The following is a 16,342-nucleotide window of genomic DNA, read 5'->3' as shown; positions in this document are numbered from 1 at the left end:
AAGGCGGACGGACGGCAAGGAAACCGATGAGCGTCCTCACCAACAACCTAGATCTGTTCCTGCGGGCCTTCGGCCAGACACTGCAGCTCTTCGCGATCTCCGCGGTGTTGTCGCTGGTGCTGGGCACGCTGCTCGCCGCACTGCGGGTCAGCCCCGTGCCGGTCTTCCGGGGCATCGGCACGCTGTACGTGACGGTCCTGCGCAACACGCCGTTGACGCTGGTCTTCGTGTTCTTCGTGTTCGCGTACCCGCTGCTGGAGATCCTGAAGATCGACGAGTACGCCGCCGCGGTGGTGGCGTTGACGCTCTACACGGCGGCGTTCGTCTGCGAGGTCGTGCGGTCGGGCATCAACACGGTGCCGGTCGGTCAGGCGGAAGCCTCCCGCGCGCTCGGTCTGACGTTCACCCAGATGCTCGGCAACGTGGTGCTGCCCCAGGCGTTGCGCTCGGTGGTGCCGCCCATGACGAGCACCATGATCGCGTTGCTGAAGAACACGACGGTCGCGTCGGGCTTCGCCGTCTTCCAGGCGGGCAACATCCGCGAGGCGCTGGCCGACGCGGGTGGCGACGTCCTCTTCGGACTCATCTGGGTCGCCATCGGGTTCGTGATCCTGGTGATGCCGCTGACGTACGTCCAGCAGGTCTTCGAGAAGCGGTGGAGCGTGGCCCGATGAGCATGGTGCTGTTCGACGTTCCCGGCCCGAAGGCCCGCGTCCGTCACAAGATCATGGCCGTCGTCGGCATCGCGGCGGTGATCGCCGCGGCCGTGTACGTGGTCTCGCGTTTCATCGTCACCGACCAGTTCTCCGCCCGCAGGCTCGGCTGGATCGAGTACCAGCAGATCCAGCTCTCCCTGGTCGAGGCGATCGGCAACACGCTCAGCGCGTTCGCGGTCGGCGCGGTGCTGGCGCTCGCGTTCGGCGCGATCTTCGCGGCGGCCCGGCTGTCCGACCACGCCTGGGTGCGCGCTCCCGCGGCGGTGATCGTGGAGATCTTCCGCGCGATCCCGCTGGTGATCATGATGTTCTTCTTCTACTACGGCCTGCCCCAGGCCGGGATCAAGCTGACCGCGTTCACGGCGGTCGTGGTCAGCCTGATGCTCTACAACGGCTCGGTGCTCGCCGAGATCTTCCGCGCGGGCATCAACTCGCTGCCGAAGGGCCAGAGCGAGGCCGCGTACGCGCTGGGCATGCGCAAGACGCAGGTGATGACGTTCGTGCTGCTGCCGCAGGCGTTGCGGGCGATGCTGCCGACCATCATCAGCCAGCTGGTGGTGCTGCTGAAGGACACCGCGCTCGGCTTCTTGATCACCTTCGAGGAGCTGCTGAGGTGGGGTACCCGCATCGGTGGTGACGCGGTGAACTTCGGCCGGCCGCTCATCTCGGTGATGATCGTGGTCGCCGCGATCTACATCGGACTGTGCCTGCTGCTGACGTGGCTCGCGACCTACCTGGAGAAGCGCAACCGGCGCAACAAGAAGGTCATCCACGTGGACGCCGACGACATCCCCGAGATGGCGTCCGCCTGACACCTGTTCGGCTCAACGGGGCGTGTCCTGTGTGGACACGCCCCGTTCGCTATTTCCAGACCACGGACTCGCAGTTGTTGGCCACGTAGTCCGTCGCCATCGAACCGTTGCCGTTCTTGGCCTTGGCGGCCGTCTCACGGGCATAGCGCTGCCCGTCCGGGTCTTCCGGTGAGAACTTCGGCAGCACCTCGTCCATCACCTTCAACGCCTTCTGCTCGGCCGTCCGGTCGCCGCGCTTGCGGGCGTCGTCCCAGCCGAGGTACCAGGCGCAGGAGTTGGTCATCTCCAGGACGATCCGCTCGCTGCCCGCCGGTGCCTTGTCCGGTCCCGGCCCCGACTTCTCCGCGAGCACGTCGAGGTCCGGCGTGCGCCCGTCCGGCCAGGTGAACTTCGAGGCGTTGTCGTGCACGGCTTTCGCGTACTGCCCCTGATCCACGAACTGCGGCTGAGCCGTCGCACAGCCCGCCACCAGGGCGACCGCGAGCAGTGCGGTCAGCTTCCGCTCCACCACAGCGTTCCCCCGACGGTGCCCTCGGTGTACGGGCTGTTCGACGCGAGGCAGAACTTGGTGCCCGCCTTGAAGTTCGTGCCGACGTGCTTGCGGTACTCCTCCATCCGCACGAACGCGCCGCGCGTGTTGCGGTCGCCGCACTTGTACCAGGCGAGCTGCATGATGCCGCCGTACGCGACCTGGGCATCGATGTCCGAACCCGCCACGGTGATCGTGCGCGCGGTCGTGAACCAGGTGATCTGGTTGTGCTTGAACGGCACGGTGATCGTGGTCGACGCGGCCTGCGCGGGCACGGCGGACAGCATCGCGAAGCCCACGGCCAGCACACCGACGAGTACGCGTTTCATCAGGAGTTCCCCCTCAGGAGTAGACGTTCCAGTCGACGACGCCGCACCAGTCCTCGCTTCCCACCGCCCGCAGGCAGAACGCCGTGCCGGCGCGGAAGTTCGACCCGATCCGCCGGCGCTCGTGGTCTCCCGCCGGGAACAGCACGGGAGCTCCCGCGACGCGGTGGTCGCCGTCGCGGAACCAGCGGATCTCCAGGTCCACCGGACTGGACGTGACCCGCAGGTAGACGTCCGAGCCGTCGGCGGTGATCGTGCGGACGGCGAGCAGGTCGGCCGATGCGGTGCGCATGCCGCGGAACGTATCGACGCGAGCGGAACCGTTGCGTCTCACGAACAGTGGATCTCTCGTCAACTTTCGCGGTACGCTCCCGGTTGGGGGGATCTACCGCGGTGACGTCACATGAGTGAGGGACATTGTGACGCGCGTGCTCGTAGTCGACGACCAGCCGTTGTTCAGAGCGGGCCTGGTCGCTTTGCTGAACGCCACACCGGACCTGACCGTGGTCGGGGAGACCGCCGACAGCGACAGGGCAGTGCTGCTCGCCGAGTCCTCGCGCCCCGACGTGGTGCTGATGGACATCCGGCTGGCCGCTGTGGAGCGGCTGGCGGCGGTGTCGCGGGTGCTGATCCTGACGACCGTCGACCTCGACGAGTACGTCCACGAGGCGCTGCGCCTGGGTGCCGCGGGGTTCGTGCTGAAGGAGTCCGAACCCGCCCGCCTGCTGGCCGCGATCCACGCGGTGGCGTCCGGCGAGATGCAGTTCAGCCCCACCGTGATGCGCCGGCTCGTGGCGGCGTACCTGCGTGGTGACACGGCCGTCGCGCCGTGGAGCTCCGTGGGCCTGGACGAGCTCACGGGCCGCGAGCGCGAGGTGCTGCGACTGGTCGGCACGGGGCTGACGAACGCGGCCATCGCGTCGAAGCTGACGGTCACCGAGGGCACGGTGAAGACCCACCTCAACCGCGTGATGACGAAGCTGCGGCTGACCAGCCGGGCGCAGGCCGTGGTGATGGCCTACGAGTCCCGGCTGGTCGTGCCACAGGCTTTTAGCGCTTGAACAGCTTGTTGCCGAGCCAGACGATCGGGTCGTACTTGCGGTCCGCCACGCGCTCCTTCATCGGGATGAGCGCGTTGTCGGTGATGTGGATGTGCTCCGGGCACACCTCGCTGCAGCACTTGGTGATGTTGCAGAGCCCGAGCCCGTGCTCTTCCTGCGCCTGGTCGACGCGGTCCGCCGTGTCGAGCGGGTGCATCTCCAGCTCCGCCACGCGCATGAGGAAACGGGGGCCGGAGAAGGCCTCCTTGTTCTCCTCGTGGTCACGCACCACGTGGCAGGTGTTCTGGCACAGGAAGCACTCGATGCACTTGCGGAACTCCTGCGAGCGCTCGACGTCGACCTGCTGCATCCGGTACTCGCCCGGCGCCAGGTCCTTCGGCGGCGCGAACGACGGTACCTCGCGCGCCTTGGTGTAGTTGAAGGACACGTCGGTGACGAGGTCGCGGATGATCGGGAACGTCCGCATCGGCGTGACCGTGATCGTCTCGCCCTCCGTGAACGTCGACATCCGGGTCATGCACAGCAGGCGCGGGCGGCCGTTGATCTCCGCCGAGCACGAGCCGCACTTGCCCGCCTTGCAGTTCCACCGCACCGCGAGGTCCGGCGCCTGCGTGGCCTGCAGCCGGTGGATGATGTCGAGCACGACCTCACCCTCGTTGACCTCGACGGTGAAGTCCTCCAGCGCGCCGCCGGAGTCGTCACCGCGCCACACCCGGAACTTCCCCTGGTAGCTCATGACAACTCCTCGGCGGTGAGGTACTTCTCCAGCTCGGTGCGGTCGAACAGGTCCAGCAGGTCGTTGCGGATCGGGATCTGCGGTTTCTCCTCGACGGACACGCCGTCGCCGTCCACGTTGCAGACCAACAACTTTCGCCGCCACTCCGCGTCCATCACGGGGTGGTCGTCGCGGGTGTGGCCACCACGGGACTCCGTGCGCAGCAGTGCCGCCTTCGCCACGCACTCCGACACCAGCAGCATGTTGCGCAGGTCGAGGGCGAGGTGCCAGCCGGGGTTGAACTGCTGGTGCCCCTCGACCGTCAGCGACTGGGCGCGCTCCTTGAGCTTCTCCAGTCGTTGCAAGGCTTCTTCCATCTCGCCCTGACGCCGGATGATGCCGACGAGGTCGTTCATCGACTGCTGCAGCTCCATGTGCAGCGTGTACGGGTTCTCGCCGCCTTCCTGCTGGAACGGCTTCAGCGCGGTCGCCCGTGCCTCCTCGACGATGTCCTCGGAGACGGACGGCCTGGTGTCGAGTGCCCGCACGTACTCCGCCGCGCCTGCCCCAGCGCGGCGGCCGAACACGAGCAGGTCCGACAGCGAGTTGCCGCCCAGCCGGTTAGAGCCGTGCATGCCGCCCGACACCTCACCGGCGGCGTAAAGCCCTGCCACGGAAGAGGATCCGGTGTCCGGGTCCACCTCGACGCCACCCATCACGTAGTGACAGGTCGGGCCGACCTCCATCGGCTGCGCGGTGATGTCCACATCGGCCAGTTCCTTGAACTGGTGGTGCATGGACGGCAGCCGCTTGCGGATCTCCTCGGCGGGCAGACGCGTGGACACGTCGAGGAAAACGCCGCCGTGGGGTGACCCGCGCCCGGCCTTCACCTCGGAGTTGATCGCGCGCGCGACCTCGTCGCGCGGCAGCAGCTCCGGTGGGCGCCGGTTGTTCGCCTGGTCGGTGTACCAGCGGTCGCCTTCCGCCTCGTTGTCCGCGTACTTGTCCTTGAACACCTCGGGGATGTAGTCGAACATGAACCGCTTGCCGTCGGAGTTGCGCAGCACGCCACCGTCACCGCGCACGGACTCGGTGACGAGGATGCCCTTGACGGACGGCGGCCAGACCATTCCCGTGGGGTGGAACTGGATGAACTCCATGTTGATCAGCGAGGCGCCCGCGCGCATGGCCAGCGCGTGGCCGTCACCCGTGTACTCCCAGGAGTTCGAGGTGACCTTGAACGACTTGCCGATACCGCCGGTCGCGAGGATCACCGCCGGTGCTTCGAACATGACGAACCGGCCGGACTCGCGCCAGTACCCGAACGCGCCGGCGATCCGGTCCCCGTCCTTCACGAGATCGGTGACGGTGAACTCCTGGAACACCCGCAGGCGTTCCTCGTAGTCGCCGAACTCCTTGAAGTCCTCTTGTTGGAGGGAAACGATTTTCTGCTGCAGCGTGCGGATCAGTTCGAGTCCGGTGCGGTCGCCGACGTGCGCGAGACGCGGGTACTCGTGGCCGCCGAAGTTGCGCTGCGAGATCCGGCCGTCCTTGGTGCGGTCGAACAGCGCGCCGTAGGTCTCGAGCTCCCAGACCCGTTGCGGTGCCTCCTGCGCGTGCAGTTCGGCCATCCGCCAGTTGTTGAGGAACTTGCCACCGCGCATGGTGTCGCGGAAGTGCACCTGCCAGCTGTCGCTCGAGTTCACGTTGCCCATCGCGGCGGCGATGCCACCCTCGGCCATCACCGTGTGGGCCTTGCCGAACAACGACTTGCAGAGAACGGCGGTGCGCAGGCCGTGCTCACGGGCCTCGATCGCGGCACGCAACCCGGCACCACCGGCACCGATCACGAGAACGTCGAACGAATGCCTTTCCAGCTCGGGCAAAACCACTCCTTAGTTGATGAAGCGGAGGTCGGAGATCGTTCCCGAGGCGACCAGCGCGACGTACAGGTCGGTGAGGCAGACGAAGATCAGCGAGGCCCACGCGAGCTGCATGTGCCGGTTGTTCAGCTTGGAGATCTGCGTCCACATCCAGTACCGGACCGGGTGTTTGGAGAAGTGCTTGAGCCGCCCGCCCGCGATGTGGCGGCACGAGTGGCAGGACAGCGTGTACGCGCCGAGCAGCGCGACGTTGGCCAGCAGGATGATGTTGCCGAGGCCGACGCCGGTGCCGAACGCGAGGACCGCGTCGTAGATGTTGATCAGCAGCAGGAGCGAGGCCGCGTAGAAGAAGTAGCGGTGCAGGTTCTGCGCGATGAGCGGGAACCTGGTCTCACCGGTGTACTTGCTGTGCGGCTCGGCCACGGCGCACGCGGGCGGTGACGCCCAGGCTGCCCGGTAGTAGGCCTTGCGGTAGTAGTAGCAGGTGATCCGGAATCCCAGCAGGAACGGGATGATGATCACCGGTGGGGTCAGGAAGCCGGGCAGCGCCGGGAACCACTGACCGAAGTGACTTGCCGCGGGGACGCACTCCTCGGTGAGGCACGGGGAGTACATCGGTGTGAGGTAGTGGTACTGGTCGACCCAGTAGTAGTCCCCCTGGAACGTGCGGAACGCCGCGTAGATCGAGATGAGCAGCAGGCCGACGAACGTCGTCAGCGGTGGCAGCCACCATCGGTCCGTGCGCAGAGTCCTGGCGGCGATCTCTGCCCTCGCCATTACTCACCTTTCTGGGGGTCCACGCCGTTGTGGAAAAACGCCGAACGGCCCCCGCGTCAGGCGGGGGCCGTGTGATCAGTTCGGCTCAGGTCCGGTTGCGGTAGCCACCGAGTCCTTCGTCGTCCGCGTCCTTCCACAACGACTCGTCGTAGGGCGTGTCGGGCACGACCACGACCTCGCGTTCCACTTGAGGCGCTTCACGCTGCCTCGGCGTGGTGCCGAGATCGACGAGTTCGGTGGCGTCGATGTCCATGCGTTCTACGTCGTTGGCAAGGCGTTGCACCGCTGCCACATCGCCGTACTTGGCGCGCAACGAGCTGACGCAGTGCCGCATCTGACCGATGACCCGGCGCAGTTCGACGATCTCCGTGGACGTCATGGGGACACCTCCGTTCCAAGGTCGTGCCCCGCACTCTGCCCAATCTCAAGCCATGTGACAAGCACCACACGCCAAGATTCAAAACTGGTGCCGTCCCAGTTACTGAATCGTTTTTGTGTCGGCGACCAGCCATGACTTACTGTGTGTGGCGTCACGCCCGTCCGTGGGACGCCACCGTTGTCGTCTCGTAAGGGCCCCACCACGGCCCGTGATGACCCGGAGACCCACCATGAGCGAACTGCATCCCGTACTGACAGAGGTGACACGCCGAATCGCCGCCAGGAGCGCCGACACCCGTCGTGTGTACCTCGAACGTGTGGCCGCAGCCGCGCAGGACGGCACGTCCCGGTCCGGCTTCGCGTGCAGCAACCTGGCGCACGGCTTCGCCGGGATCACCGGCGGCGACAAGGCCGCTCTGCGCGCTCTGCGGAAGTCCAACGTCGCGATCGTCTCGTCCTACAACGACATGCTGTCGGCCCACCAGCCGTTCCAGGAGTACCCGGCCTGGATCAAGGACTCGGTGCGCTCTGTTGGCGGCGTGTCCCAGTTCGCGGGCGGCGTGCCCGCGATGTGCGACGGCATCACCCAGGGCCGTGACGGCATGGAGCTGTCGCTGTTCAGCCGGGACGTCATCGCGATGTCCACGGGTGTGGCCCTGTCGCACGAGATGTTCGACGCGGCGGTGCTTCTGGGCGTCTGCGACAAGATCGTGCCCGGTCTGCTGATCGGCGCTCTGTCGTTCGGCCACCTGCCGTCGATCCTCGTGCCCGCGGGCCCGATGGCGTCCGGCCTGTCGAACAAGGAGAAGGCCCGCGTCCGGCAGCTCTACGCCGAGGGCAAGGCCTCGCGCGAGGACCTCCTGGAGGCCGAGGCCGCCTCGTACCACTCCCCCGGCACCTGCACGTTCTACGGCACCGCGAACTCGAACCAGATGGTTGTCGAGGTCATGGGCCTGCATCTGCCGGGCGCGTCGTTCGTCCCGCCTGGTACTGGTCTTCGCAAGGCTCTGACCGAGTACGCCGGCCGGCGCGCCGTCGAGATGGCCCGAGGCTCCGACTACACCCCGATCGCGCACATCGTCGACGAGAAGGCCGTGGTCAACGGCGTGGTGGCTCTTCTGGCCACCGGCGGTTCCACCAACCACACGATGCACCTGGTCGCCATCGCCGCCGCCGCGGGCATCGAGCTGAGCTGGGACGACCTCAACGATCTGTCGTCGATCGTGCCCTTGATCGCCCGCGTCTACCCGAACGGAAGCGCGGACATCAACCACTTCCAGGCCGCCGGTGGCGTCCAGTTCGTCGTCGGCACTCTGCTGGACGCCGGTCTGCTGCACGCCGACGTCAACACCGTGGTCGGCCACGGTCTCGACCGCTACCGCCAGGAACCGATGCTTTTGGACGGCTCACTGGTCTGGGTCGACGGTCCCGGCCGCTCGCTGGACCTCGACGTCCTGCGCCCGGCTTCCGACCCGTTCGCCTCCGACGGCGGCCTGCGCATGCTCTCGGGCAACCTCGGCCGCTCGGTCATCAAGGTCTCCGCGGTGGCCGCCGAGAACCACGTCGTCGAGGCCCCGGCCCGCGTGTTCACCACCCAGGAGGCCTTCCAGGAGGCCTTCAAGGCCGGTGAGCTCGACCGCGACGTGGTCGTCGTCGTCCGCCAGCAGGGCCCCCAGGCCAACGGCATGCCCGAGCTCCACAAGCTGACGCCGCCTCTGGGCGTCCTGATGGACCGCGGCTACAAGGTCGCCCTGGTGACCGACGGCCGCATGTCCGGCGCCTCGGGCAAGATCCCGGCCGCCATCCAGCTGACCCCGGAGGCCGCGGTCGGCGGCCCGCTCGGCCGGGTTCGCGACGGCGACGTCGTCCGCCTCGACGCCACCGCGGGCACGCTGGAGGTCCACGTCTCGGCCGAGGAACTCGCCTCCCGCCCGCTCGTCGACTTCCCGCCGACGGGCCGCGAGTGGGTCGGCACGGGCCGCGAACTGTTCGCCGCGCTCCGCCGCACCGTGGGCCCAGCCGACCGCGGCGCCACCGTGTTCGGCCCGATCACCGCCGACCACTTCGCCCCGGTCACCCACCTCTGACCAGCCCGCCCAACCAATATATTGCCGCACCACGCCACCGCTGACCTGCCCCTTAGCAATGAGACTTTGGACTTCGTCGTCAAAAGACCCATTGCAAAGGCGGCAGCGACGCCCAACCGACCCAGCCACCGCGGCTGTATGCAGTCCGCCGCCGACCCGCCCCACGCCCACCCCGCCACCCCTGCCCACCCACCTTTGCAATGAGTCTTTTGACTTCGTCCGCAAACGTTTTTTGCATCCGGGTGGTGTATGCAGGCGGGAGACTGGACGGGGCGGGCCGCGACGGGCCGTGGCAGCCGATATGCGATATATCAGTTTGCGATCTTCGACGACGTGCCCGAGTGATGTGCTCAAGAGATGTGCCCTAGAGATGTGCAAGGAGTGGACTCGTGACCAACGGTGACAACCTCGGGGTGACCACCGGGGCGGACCTGCTGGAGCTGTCGCCCGTCATCCCCGTCGTCGTGGTCGACGACGCCGACCACGCCGTGCCGCTCGCCCAGGCGTTGCTGCGGGGTGGCGTCCGCGTCATCGAGCTCACCCTGCGCACGCCGGCCGCGCTCGCCGCCATCGAGAACGTCGCGCGCGAGGTGCCGGAGATCGTGATCGGCGCGGGCACCGTCACGGCGCCGGAGCACGCCGAGCAGGCGGCGAAGGCCGGGGCGGCGTTCCTCGTCACGCCCGGCACGACCGACCGGGTGCTCGACGCCGCCGACGCCACCGGGCTGCCATACCTGCCGGGGGCGGCGACCGTGTCCGAGGTGATGCGGCTGGCCGAGCGCGGGCTGAGCGCGCTGAAGTTCTTCCCGGCCGAGGCGGCGGGTGGCGTCGACTACCTGAAGTCGATCGGCGGGCCGATTCCGCACGTCCGGTTCTGCCCGACCGGTGGCATCACGCCGCAGACCGCGCCGAACTACCTCGCGCTGCCGAACGTCGGGTGCGTCGGCGGCTCGTGGCTGGCTCCCAAGGACGCGCTCCACAAGGGCGACTGGGACCGCATCGAGACGCTCGCCCGCGAGGCCACGAAGCTCGGGTAACCGAGATCACCATCCGGGATCTTCTCCCGAACTACGAGACCGGCGTCCCACTCAGTTGGATTCTTCACCCAACGGGAGGTGACGCCGGTCTCCTATTAACGGAAGTTTAAGGGAAAGTGAATCGACCCCTGACCTATTGAGATTACAAGGGGAATAACGCTTATCTTCTGAGTGTCACACTGTCTCGTTCGCAATGGCGCGTGAGAGGAGCAGGTGTGGCTGTCCAGGAGGCCGACGTGGCGGGGTTGGTCGGGGAGCAGCTGACTATGTCGGCTTTCAACCAGCTTTCCGGCAGTCTGGGTGGTTATTCCTTCGTGAAGGTGGTCGTCGACCGCCAGAACGAGACGATTCACTTCCTCAACAACGCGCGCCACGAGTTCCACGCCATCTACATCGGCCAGGAGATCCTGGGGATCGCCGAAGAGGAGATGCGGGCGCGCATCGACGAGTTCAACCAGAGCTTTTACCACGCCTCTGACCGGCGGTTCTTCCTCGGCATCCTGTCGCTGCACAAGCGCGAGGACAAGCGCATGTTCTCGCTGGAGACGGTCGAGGTCGACACGATGTCGGCGGACATGATCGAGTTCTTCTACGGCGAGGTGCGTCGCAACGTGGACGCCGCGACGCCGTTGTTCTTCAAGCCCGCCAACCACCTCCAGGAGCAGGAGGTGGCGGAGCTTCCCGTGGAAAGGCTTCCACGGATCCTCGCGCACGAATTGTTCTCCACGGCCGAGTTCGTGGCGTTGAATCCGGGTACGACGAAGGGCCGGTTGCGCGCATTCCGCACCGAGCAGGAGTACCGGGAGAACTCGCTGGAGTGGTTCGACATCGTGGTGATGCACCGCGTCCCTGACGACATTCCGCGGCTCGCCGGCATCATCAACGCGAGCCACACCACTCCCCTGTCGCACACGAACGTCCTGGCGACCGGCTGGTCCATCCCGAACGCGATCCAGCTGGGCGCGTTCGACCTGATCGACCGGGAGAACCTCGACGGCCAGTGGGTCGAGTACGAGGTGTCGCCGAAGAGCGCGGGCGTCGGGCTGCGGCTGATCGACGAACCGCAGGACCTCGGCCAGCGCCCCGCCTGGTACGCGCAGCGCATCACGCTGGAAGAGCCCGAGGACACCTACAACCCGATCCTCAACCTCGCCAAGATCCGCTACAACGACAGCCACCGCTACGGCACCAAGGCCGCGAACCTGGGCGAGCTGCACCACGTGCTCGCGACCGACAACCCGCGCCGCCTGCTCGGCTTCTTCTCGGTCCCGCGCCCGCCGCGCGACAACCTCATGCCGTACCTGGCGAAACTCCTCGACGATGAGGGCGACCTGCTCGCCGCCGCCCAGCAGCTGCTCGCGGAACGGGTCCGGGTGCCGCGCGGCGTCGCGTTGCCGTTCTCGATGCACCAGGGCTTCCTGGAGTCGTCGCCGAAGATCCAGCAGGCCATCGGCAAGCTGAAGATGGCGCTGGAGCTCAACGCCCGCGAGATCGAGCCGTTGTGCGTCGAGCTGCAGCGCCTGATCCGCACGACCCGCGTTCCGGACTACCTGCTGTCCGAACTGGACAGTGCGCTGGTCGAGAACCTGGCCGGGGTCAGGACGTTCGTGGTGCGCAGCTCGTCGAACGCCGAGGACCTCGCCGGGTTCTCCGCCGCGGGCATCTACGAGTCGTACAACCACGTGACGAGCGCCGAGAAGATCGTGGAGTCGGTCAAGGAGGTGTGGGCGTCGCTGGTCTCGGCTCGCAGCGTGCGGCTGCGGCAGCAGGCCGGCATCTCGCTCGACGACTGCTTCATGGGTGTCGTGATCCAGGAGCAGGTCAAGGCGGACTTCGGTGGCGTCATGGTCACCACGAACCCCATGAACCGCAACGACTTCCGCAATGTCTACATCAACGTCTCGCCGAACGTCACCGACGTCGTCGAGGGCTCGAAACAGCCGATGCAGTACCTCTACTCCACTGTGGAGGGTGGTGGCCGCACGGTCTCCCTCGGTGACGCGAAGGAAGACCTGAGCCCGAACGCCCAGGCACAGCTGCAGCGGCTCGCGATCGTGGGACGGTTGCTGCAGTCGCACTTCTCTCCGGACTACACGTTCGACTCGCCGGTCGACATCGAGTGGCTCGCCACCGACGAGATCCTGTACGTCCTGCAGCTGCGGCCGTACTCGATCTGATGCTGGGACTTCGCGTACCGGCGACTCCGGAAGTGGCGCGTGCCGTCCGCCTGACGTACGGCTTCCAGTTCTTCTTCGGGCTGCTGCTGTGGATCCCGATCTTCTACGAGTACCAGAAGCAGCTCGGCATGAGCGACGCCGAGATCTTCGGCATCCAGTCGATCTACTACATCGCGTTCTGCCTCATGGAGATCCCGACCGGCATGGTCGCGGACCGCTTCGACTACCGCACGTCGTTGTGGCTCGGCGCGAGCGTGCTGGTCGGCGCGAACCTCGTACCGGTGTTCGCCGGCAACTACACCGGGTTCCTGATCCACTTCCTGCTGATCGCGCTGGCGAGGTCGTTGATCTCGGGCGCCCAGAGCGCATACCTGTACGAGTACCTCAACGCGCACAACGCCGGGCACCTCTACCTCAAGGTCGAAGGCGTCGGACGGTCGTACAGCCTGGTCGGCAAGATCGTGTACTGGCCGGTGATCGGTCTGCTGATGCAGTGGAACATGCCGTCGCCGTACTGGCTCACCGCGATCAACGCGGCGATCGCCGTCGTCCTCGCGCTAAAGCTCCCGCCGATTCCTGGCTGGACCAGGCCGGAAGGCAAGACGTCCAAGCTCCTCGCGGGCGTCGGGGGCGCGTTCGGCTCGCTCAAAGCCTCGCGCTGGCTGCTCCTGCTGATGGTCCAGGGCATCGCGATGTTCACGCTGGTCCGGATCCTGCAGGTGAACCTGTTCCAGCCGGTGCTCGAGTCGAAGCACGTCTCGGTCAACTGGTACGGCTCGGTGCTCGCCGCGATGACGATCTTCGAGGCGATCGCCGCCGCACGACCGCACTGGCTGTCGCGCAAGATCGGGCCGGCGAAGTCGGTGTTCCTGCTGACCGTCGTGATGGCGCTGTCGATCGGCTTCATCGTGCCGTCCGGCGGGGTGCTCACGATCGTGTTGCTGTGCCTGTTCTCCGTGACGGCGGGCATGAGCTTCCCCATCCAGAAGAAGCTCCTCAACGACGCGATCCCGGACTCCCGTTACCGCGCAACGCTTCTCTCGATGGAGTCCATCATGGACCGTGCCGTGTGCGCGGTCGTCGCGGTCGCGCTCGGCGCCTACCTCGCCGGCGGGCAGCTCAACGAGTTCCTGGTGCTGTCGTCCGTCGTCACCGTGATCCTGATGGCGTTGCTGGCGGGCCTGCTGATCGCCGTCAGGACCACAAGGCGGCGACGAGCTCAGCTCGTCCCGTGATGGAGAGCTTGCGGTAGGCGCTCGACAGGTGCAGCTCCACCGTGCGGCGGGTCAGGTGCAGGGTCTCGGCGATCTGCCGGTTCGTCAGACCCTGCGCCGCCATCCGCGCGACCCGGTTCTCCTGCTTGGTCAGGCCCTGCACCTGGTCGCCCTCGTCGCGCACCTCGTCACCCGCGAGCTTGGCCAGCGGGTGCGCGCTGAGGTGACGCGCAAGCTCGAACGCGCGCCGCAGGTGCGGGGCCGCCGCCTCGGTGCGTCCCTTGCGCCGCAGGTGATGCCCGAGCCAGTAGAGCGACTGGGCGTGCAGCAGCCGGTGCGGTGACGAGGCGAGCAGCTGTTCTGATTCGGTCAGGACATCGATGTCGTCGGTGCTGATGCCCACGCTCATCATCGCGGTCCCGACAACACGCGTGGAACCCCACCGCTTCGCCAGATCAAGCTCCTCGTGCGCGAGCCGGGCCGCGTCGTCGCGGTTGCCCAGCGCCAGATACGCGCGTACAGCGTGGTGCCGCCACGCCATCAGCGCGGGGTTCGGCATCTCGCGTGCGGCGAGCCGTCGCCCAGCCTCGAGCAGGTCTTCCAGAGCGCCCTCTGCGTGGCACGACGCGAGCTTGAGCCGGCCGCGCGCGTAGACGATGTTGATGTGCTGCAACAGGTCGCCGTCCTCGGCGACGAGCGGGGCCGCCTCGTCGAACTGCCCCATCTCGACGCACACCTCGGCGAGCTTCGCCCTGGCCAGCAGAACCGCGGGGCAGTCCACGCTGCCCGTCGAGGTCGGCGGCGTCAGGAACGTGTAGGCGCGCGCGAGATCACCGCTGTTGTGGAACGCGGCGGCGCGGGCGATCATGCTCAGCATTCCCCGGCGCAGGTGCGGGTCGTAGGAGACCGGCGCGGTGCTGTGCGAGAGCCAGAACTTGTTGATGTGCTCGGGGTGATCCGCGAGCACCGGCACCAGGAACGTGAACAGGTAGGGCTCGCCGAACACGTCGACCCACTCGCCGTCGAGTGCCGCGAGCGCGTGCTCGACGGCTTCGTCGGACGAGTCACCGCTGCGCGCGTTGCCGACCGCGAGCAACGCCTCCCGCGCGCGCCGCAGGTTCGGGTCCTGCGGGACGTCGCCGATGAGGTCGTCGTAGTACTTGCCCGCGCAGTTGGCCATCCGGGCGTCGCGGTTGGCGGCGAGGAGATAGGTGGTGCAGACGAGGTTCCACACCTTGTCCCGGTCCTCGGGCAGCAGCCGGGCGACCGCCATGATCGCCAGCGACACCGCGAAGTGCGCGTCGGAGCCGGTGCACATGTTCTGGATCAGCGACAACGTGGCGTTCGCGGCGAGATGCGGGTCCTCGCAGGCGGTCAGCGCGTCGCGGACCCTGTCGCGGCCTTCCGCGTTGTCCAGGAGGTGTTCGGCGTGGCCGAGCTCGATCTCGATCGACAGCCGGTCCTCATCGGACAGATGTTCCTCCAGCGCCCGTTCGAGGTGCTCGACGCCACCGACCTCGCGCAGCAGATCCACCGACCACGGCAGGCGGACCGACCTGGCCTTCAGCACGTGCTCGGCGACGCGTTCGTCCGGCGCGTCGGACTCGAACAGCAGCCAGGCGGAGCGGGCGTGCGCGGCGGAGCGGACGGCGATCGGCATGTCGGCGAGGATGCTGTTGCGCACGAACGGATAGCGGAACGTCAGAGGGTCGGTGTCGGCGAGCACGCCGAGGCGGACGAGCGTGTCGACGGCGGGCAGCGCGTCGAACCCGGTCAGCGCGGACAGCAGTTCCAGGCCCGCGTCGCCGTCCAGCACGGCCGCGGATCGGGCGACTTCGGCGGCGCCGGTGTACTCGCGCAGCCGCATGCCGACCATCTCGCCGACCGAGGCCGACCCCTCGCCTTCCTCACGTAGCAAGGCTTGTAGCAGATAAGGGTTTCCGCCGGTGAGCTCGTGGCAACGCTGCGGGTCGCGGTCCCCGATGCCCAGCTGAGCGATGGCGGCGACGTCGAGGCCGTCGAGATCGATGCGGTGCGGGTGCGCGCCGGCGATCTCGGGCAGCGTCACCTCGTCCGTGGACAGGTAGCCCTGGGAGGCACCGAGAGCGATGACGACCGGCATGCCCTGCAACCGTGGCCGAAGGTAGGCGAGAGCACGCTTGGAGAACGTGTCGGCGACGTGGACGTCGTCGATGACCATCAGGATCGGAGCCTTGCGCGCGGAGTTCGCGGCGCGCGCGTACAGCTCTTCGAGGTCGCGTTCGTTGGCGAGGCACGGTGCGAGCTGGCGTACTACGGCACCCGGTAAGTGGCTCTCCAGGCGGGCGCTCTTGGCCAGCCGGACGGTGAACCCGCGGCTTCGCGCCTCAGCCGTGAAGGCGTCCAGCAGCGCGGACTTGCCGATGCCGAAGCCTCCGGTGACGACCACGCACGAGGCCGTTCCTTGCACTGCTTCGTCCAGCAAACGTCCGAGAGCCGCGAGTTCCGCGTCCCGGCCGAGTAGTGGAGATGTCACCTCTACCTACCCCTGCCTTCGGTACCGAGAGGACCGCAGGTCGAACGTTTCGGTGTTCCTTCGGTGAGGACCGTAGAGACCTGCGCTTCGTCGTCGGGCAAACTTACCCACAGGT

At 67.2% G+C, this 16,342-nt stretch carries 15 protein-coding genes; 7 read left to right on the top strand and 8 right to left on the bottom strand.

Translation table 11 applies throughout. The features are described 5' to 3' along the window. Positions 1-26: 26 nt before the first annotated feature. Entirely contained in the window at positions 27-674 is a 648-nt protein-coding gene (locus tag AB0M24_RS19090; RefSeq protein ID WP_363768892.1) for an amino acid ABC transporter permease, read from the top strand. Continuing rightward, positions 671-1,528 carry an amino acid ABC transporter permease gene (locus AB0M24_RS19085; protein WP_363768889.1) on the top strand — a complete coding sequence of 286 codons (858 nt, stop codon included), beginning with the start codon at positions 671-673 and terminating at the stop codon, positions 1,526-1,528. Before AB0M24_RS19090 ends, AB0M24_RS19085 begins: the two co-directional genes overlap by 4 nt. Positions 1,529-1,577: 49 nt before the next feature. Here the strand turns inward: AB0M24_RS19085 and AB0M24_RS19080 are convergent, their stop codons facing one another. Genes AB0M24_RS19080 through AB0M24_RS19070 form a run of 3 tightly spaced genes read right to left on the bottom strand, consistent with a single transcriptional unit; the run spans position 1,578 to position 2,675 of the window. Then, positions 1,578-2,036: a hypothetical protein gene (locus tag AB0M24_RS19080; protein WP_363768886.1), complete on the bottom strand. Its 459-nt coding sequence runs from the start codon at positions 2,034-2,036 to the stop codon at positions 1,578-1,580. Continuing rightward, positions 2,021-2,386 carry a hypothetical protein gene (locus tag AB0M24_RS19075; protein WP_363768883.1) on the bottom strand — a complete coding sequence of 122 codons (366 nt, stop codon included), beginning with the start codon at positions 2,384-2,386 and terminating at the stop codon, positions 2,021-2,023. Before AB0M24_RS19075 ends, AB0M24_RS19080 begins: the two co-directional genes overlap by 16 nt. Positions 2,387-2,399: 13 nt before the next feature. After that, positions 2,400-2,675, bottom strand: a complete 276-nt coding sequence (locus AB0M24_RS19070) for a hypothetical protein (RefSeq protein ID WP_363768880.1) — start codon at positions 2,673-2,675, stop codon at positions 2,400-2,402. 136 nt (positions 2,676-2,811) lie between these two features. On the opposite strand from AB0M24_RS19070, the gene AB0M24_RS19065 reads away from it, so the two are divergent. After that, positions 2,812-3,444 (top strand): response regulator transcription factor, encoded by a 633-nt coding sequence (locus tag AB0M24_RS19065; RefSeq protein WP_363768877.1) that lies wholly within the window; start codon positions 2,812-2,814, stop codon positions 3,442-3,444. On the opposite strand, the gene AB0M24_RS19060 is transcribed toward AB0M24_RS19065, so the two are convergent. The 4 genes from AB0M24_RS19060 to AB0M24_RS19045 all read right to left on the bottom strand — a co-directional run bounded on the left by AB0M24_RS19060 (position 3,434) and on the right by AB0M24_RS19045 (position 7,198). Beyond that, positions 3,434-4,180: a succinate dehydrogenase/fumarate reductase iron-sulfur subunit gene (locus tag AB0M24_RS19060; protein WP_045309383.1), complete on the bottom strand. Its 747-nt coding sequence runs from the start codon at positions 4,178-4,180 to the stop codon at positions 3,434-3,436. The two genes, AB0M24_RS19065 and AB0M24_RS19060, sit on opposite strands and share 11 nt — an antisense overlap. Beyond that, positions 4,177-6,045 (bottom strand): fumarate reductase/succinate dehydrogenase flavoprotein subunit, encoded by a 1,869-nt coding sequence (locus AB0M24_RS19055; protein WP_363768874.1) that lies wholly within the window; start codon positions 6,043-6,045, stop codon positions 4,177-4,179. Before AB0M24_RS19055 ends, AB0M24_RS19060 begins: the two co-directional genes overlap by 4 nt. A gap of 9 nt (positions 6,046-6,054) precedes the next feature. Next, positions 6,055-6,819 (bottom strand): hypothetical protein, encoded by a 765-nt coding sequence (locus AB0M24_RS19050; protein ID WP_363768871.1) that lies wholly within the window; start codon positions 6,817-6,819, stop codon positions 6,055-6,057. Between the two features lie 85 nt (positions 6,820-6,904). Then, entirely contained in the window at positions 6,905-7,198 is a 294-nt protein-coding gene (locus tag AB0M24_RS19045) for a hypothetical protein (RefSeq protein WP_112263494.1), read from the bottom strand. A gap of 211 nt (positions 7,199-7,409) precedes the next feature. Here AB0M24_RS19045 and edd point away from each other — a divergent pair, with 211 nt between their 5' ends. The 4 genes from edd to AB0M24_RS19025 all read left to right on the top strand — a co-directional run bounded on the left by edd (position 7,410) and on the right by AB0M24_RS19025 (position 13,733). Further along, positions 7,410-9,284: a phosphogluconate dehydratase gene (edd, locus tag AB0M24_RS19040; protein WP_363768867.1), complete on the top strand. Its 1,875-nt coding sequence runs from the start codon at positions 7,410-7,412 to the stop codon at positions 9,282-9,284. Positions 9,285-9,697: 413 nt separating this feature from the next. Next, positions 9,698-10,321: a bifunctional 4-hydroxy-2-oxoglutarate aldolase/2-dehydro-3-deoxy-phosphogluconate aldolase gene (gene eda, locus AB0M24_RS19035; protein ID WP_363769322.1), complete on the top strand. Its 624-nt coding sequence runs from the start codon at positions 9,698-9,700 to the stop codon at positions 10,319-10,321. A gap of 215 nt (positions 10,322-10,536) precedes the next feature. Continuing rightward, the gene (locus AB0M24_RS19030) at positions 10,537-12,498 is read left to right on the top strand and encodes a PEP/pyruvate-binding domain-containing protein (RefSeq protein ID WP_363768864.1); all 1,962 of its coding nucleotides are present in this window, start codon (positions 10,537-10,539) and stop codon (positions 12,496-12,498) included. Then, positions 12,498-13,733 (top strand): MFS transporter, encoded by a 1,236-nt coding sequence (locus AB0M24_RS19025; RefSeq protein ID WP_363768861.1) that lies wholly within the window; start codon positions 12,498-12,500, stop codon positions 13,731-13,733. Before AB0M24_RS19030 ends, AB0M24_RS19025 begins: the two co-directional genes overlap by 1 nt. On the opposite strand, the gene AB0M24_RS19020 is transcribed toward AB0M24_RS19025, so the two are convergent. Beyond that, positions 13,693-16,227 carry a BREX system ATP-binding domain-containing protein gene (locus AB0M24_RS19020; RefSeq protein ID WP_363768858.1) on the bottom strand — a complete coding sequence of 845 codons (2,535 nt, stop codon included), beginning with the start codon at positions 16,225-16,227 and terminating at the stop codon, positions 13,693-13,695. The two genes, AB0M24_RS19025 and AB0M24_RS19020, sit on opposite strands and share 41 nt — an antisense overlap. Positions 16,228-16,342: the final 115 nt, after the last annotated feature.

The sequence above is a fragment of the Lentzea sp. NPDC051838 genome (genome assembly GCF_040681245.1).
Taxonomy (GTDB): domain Bacteria; phylum Actinomycetota; class Actinomycetes; order Mycobacteriales; family Pseudonocardiaceae; genus Lentzea.
Note: the sequence above shows the minus strand (reverse complement) of the source record. Positions and strands in the feature narration are given on the sequence as shown.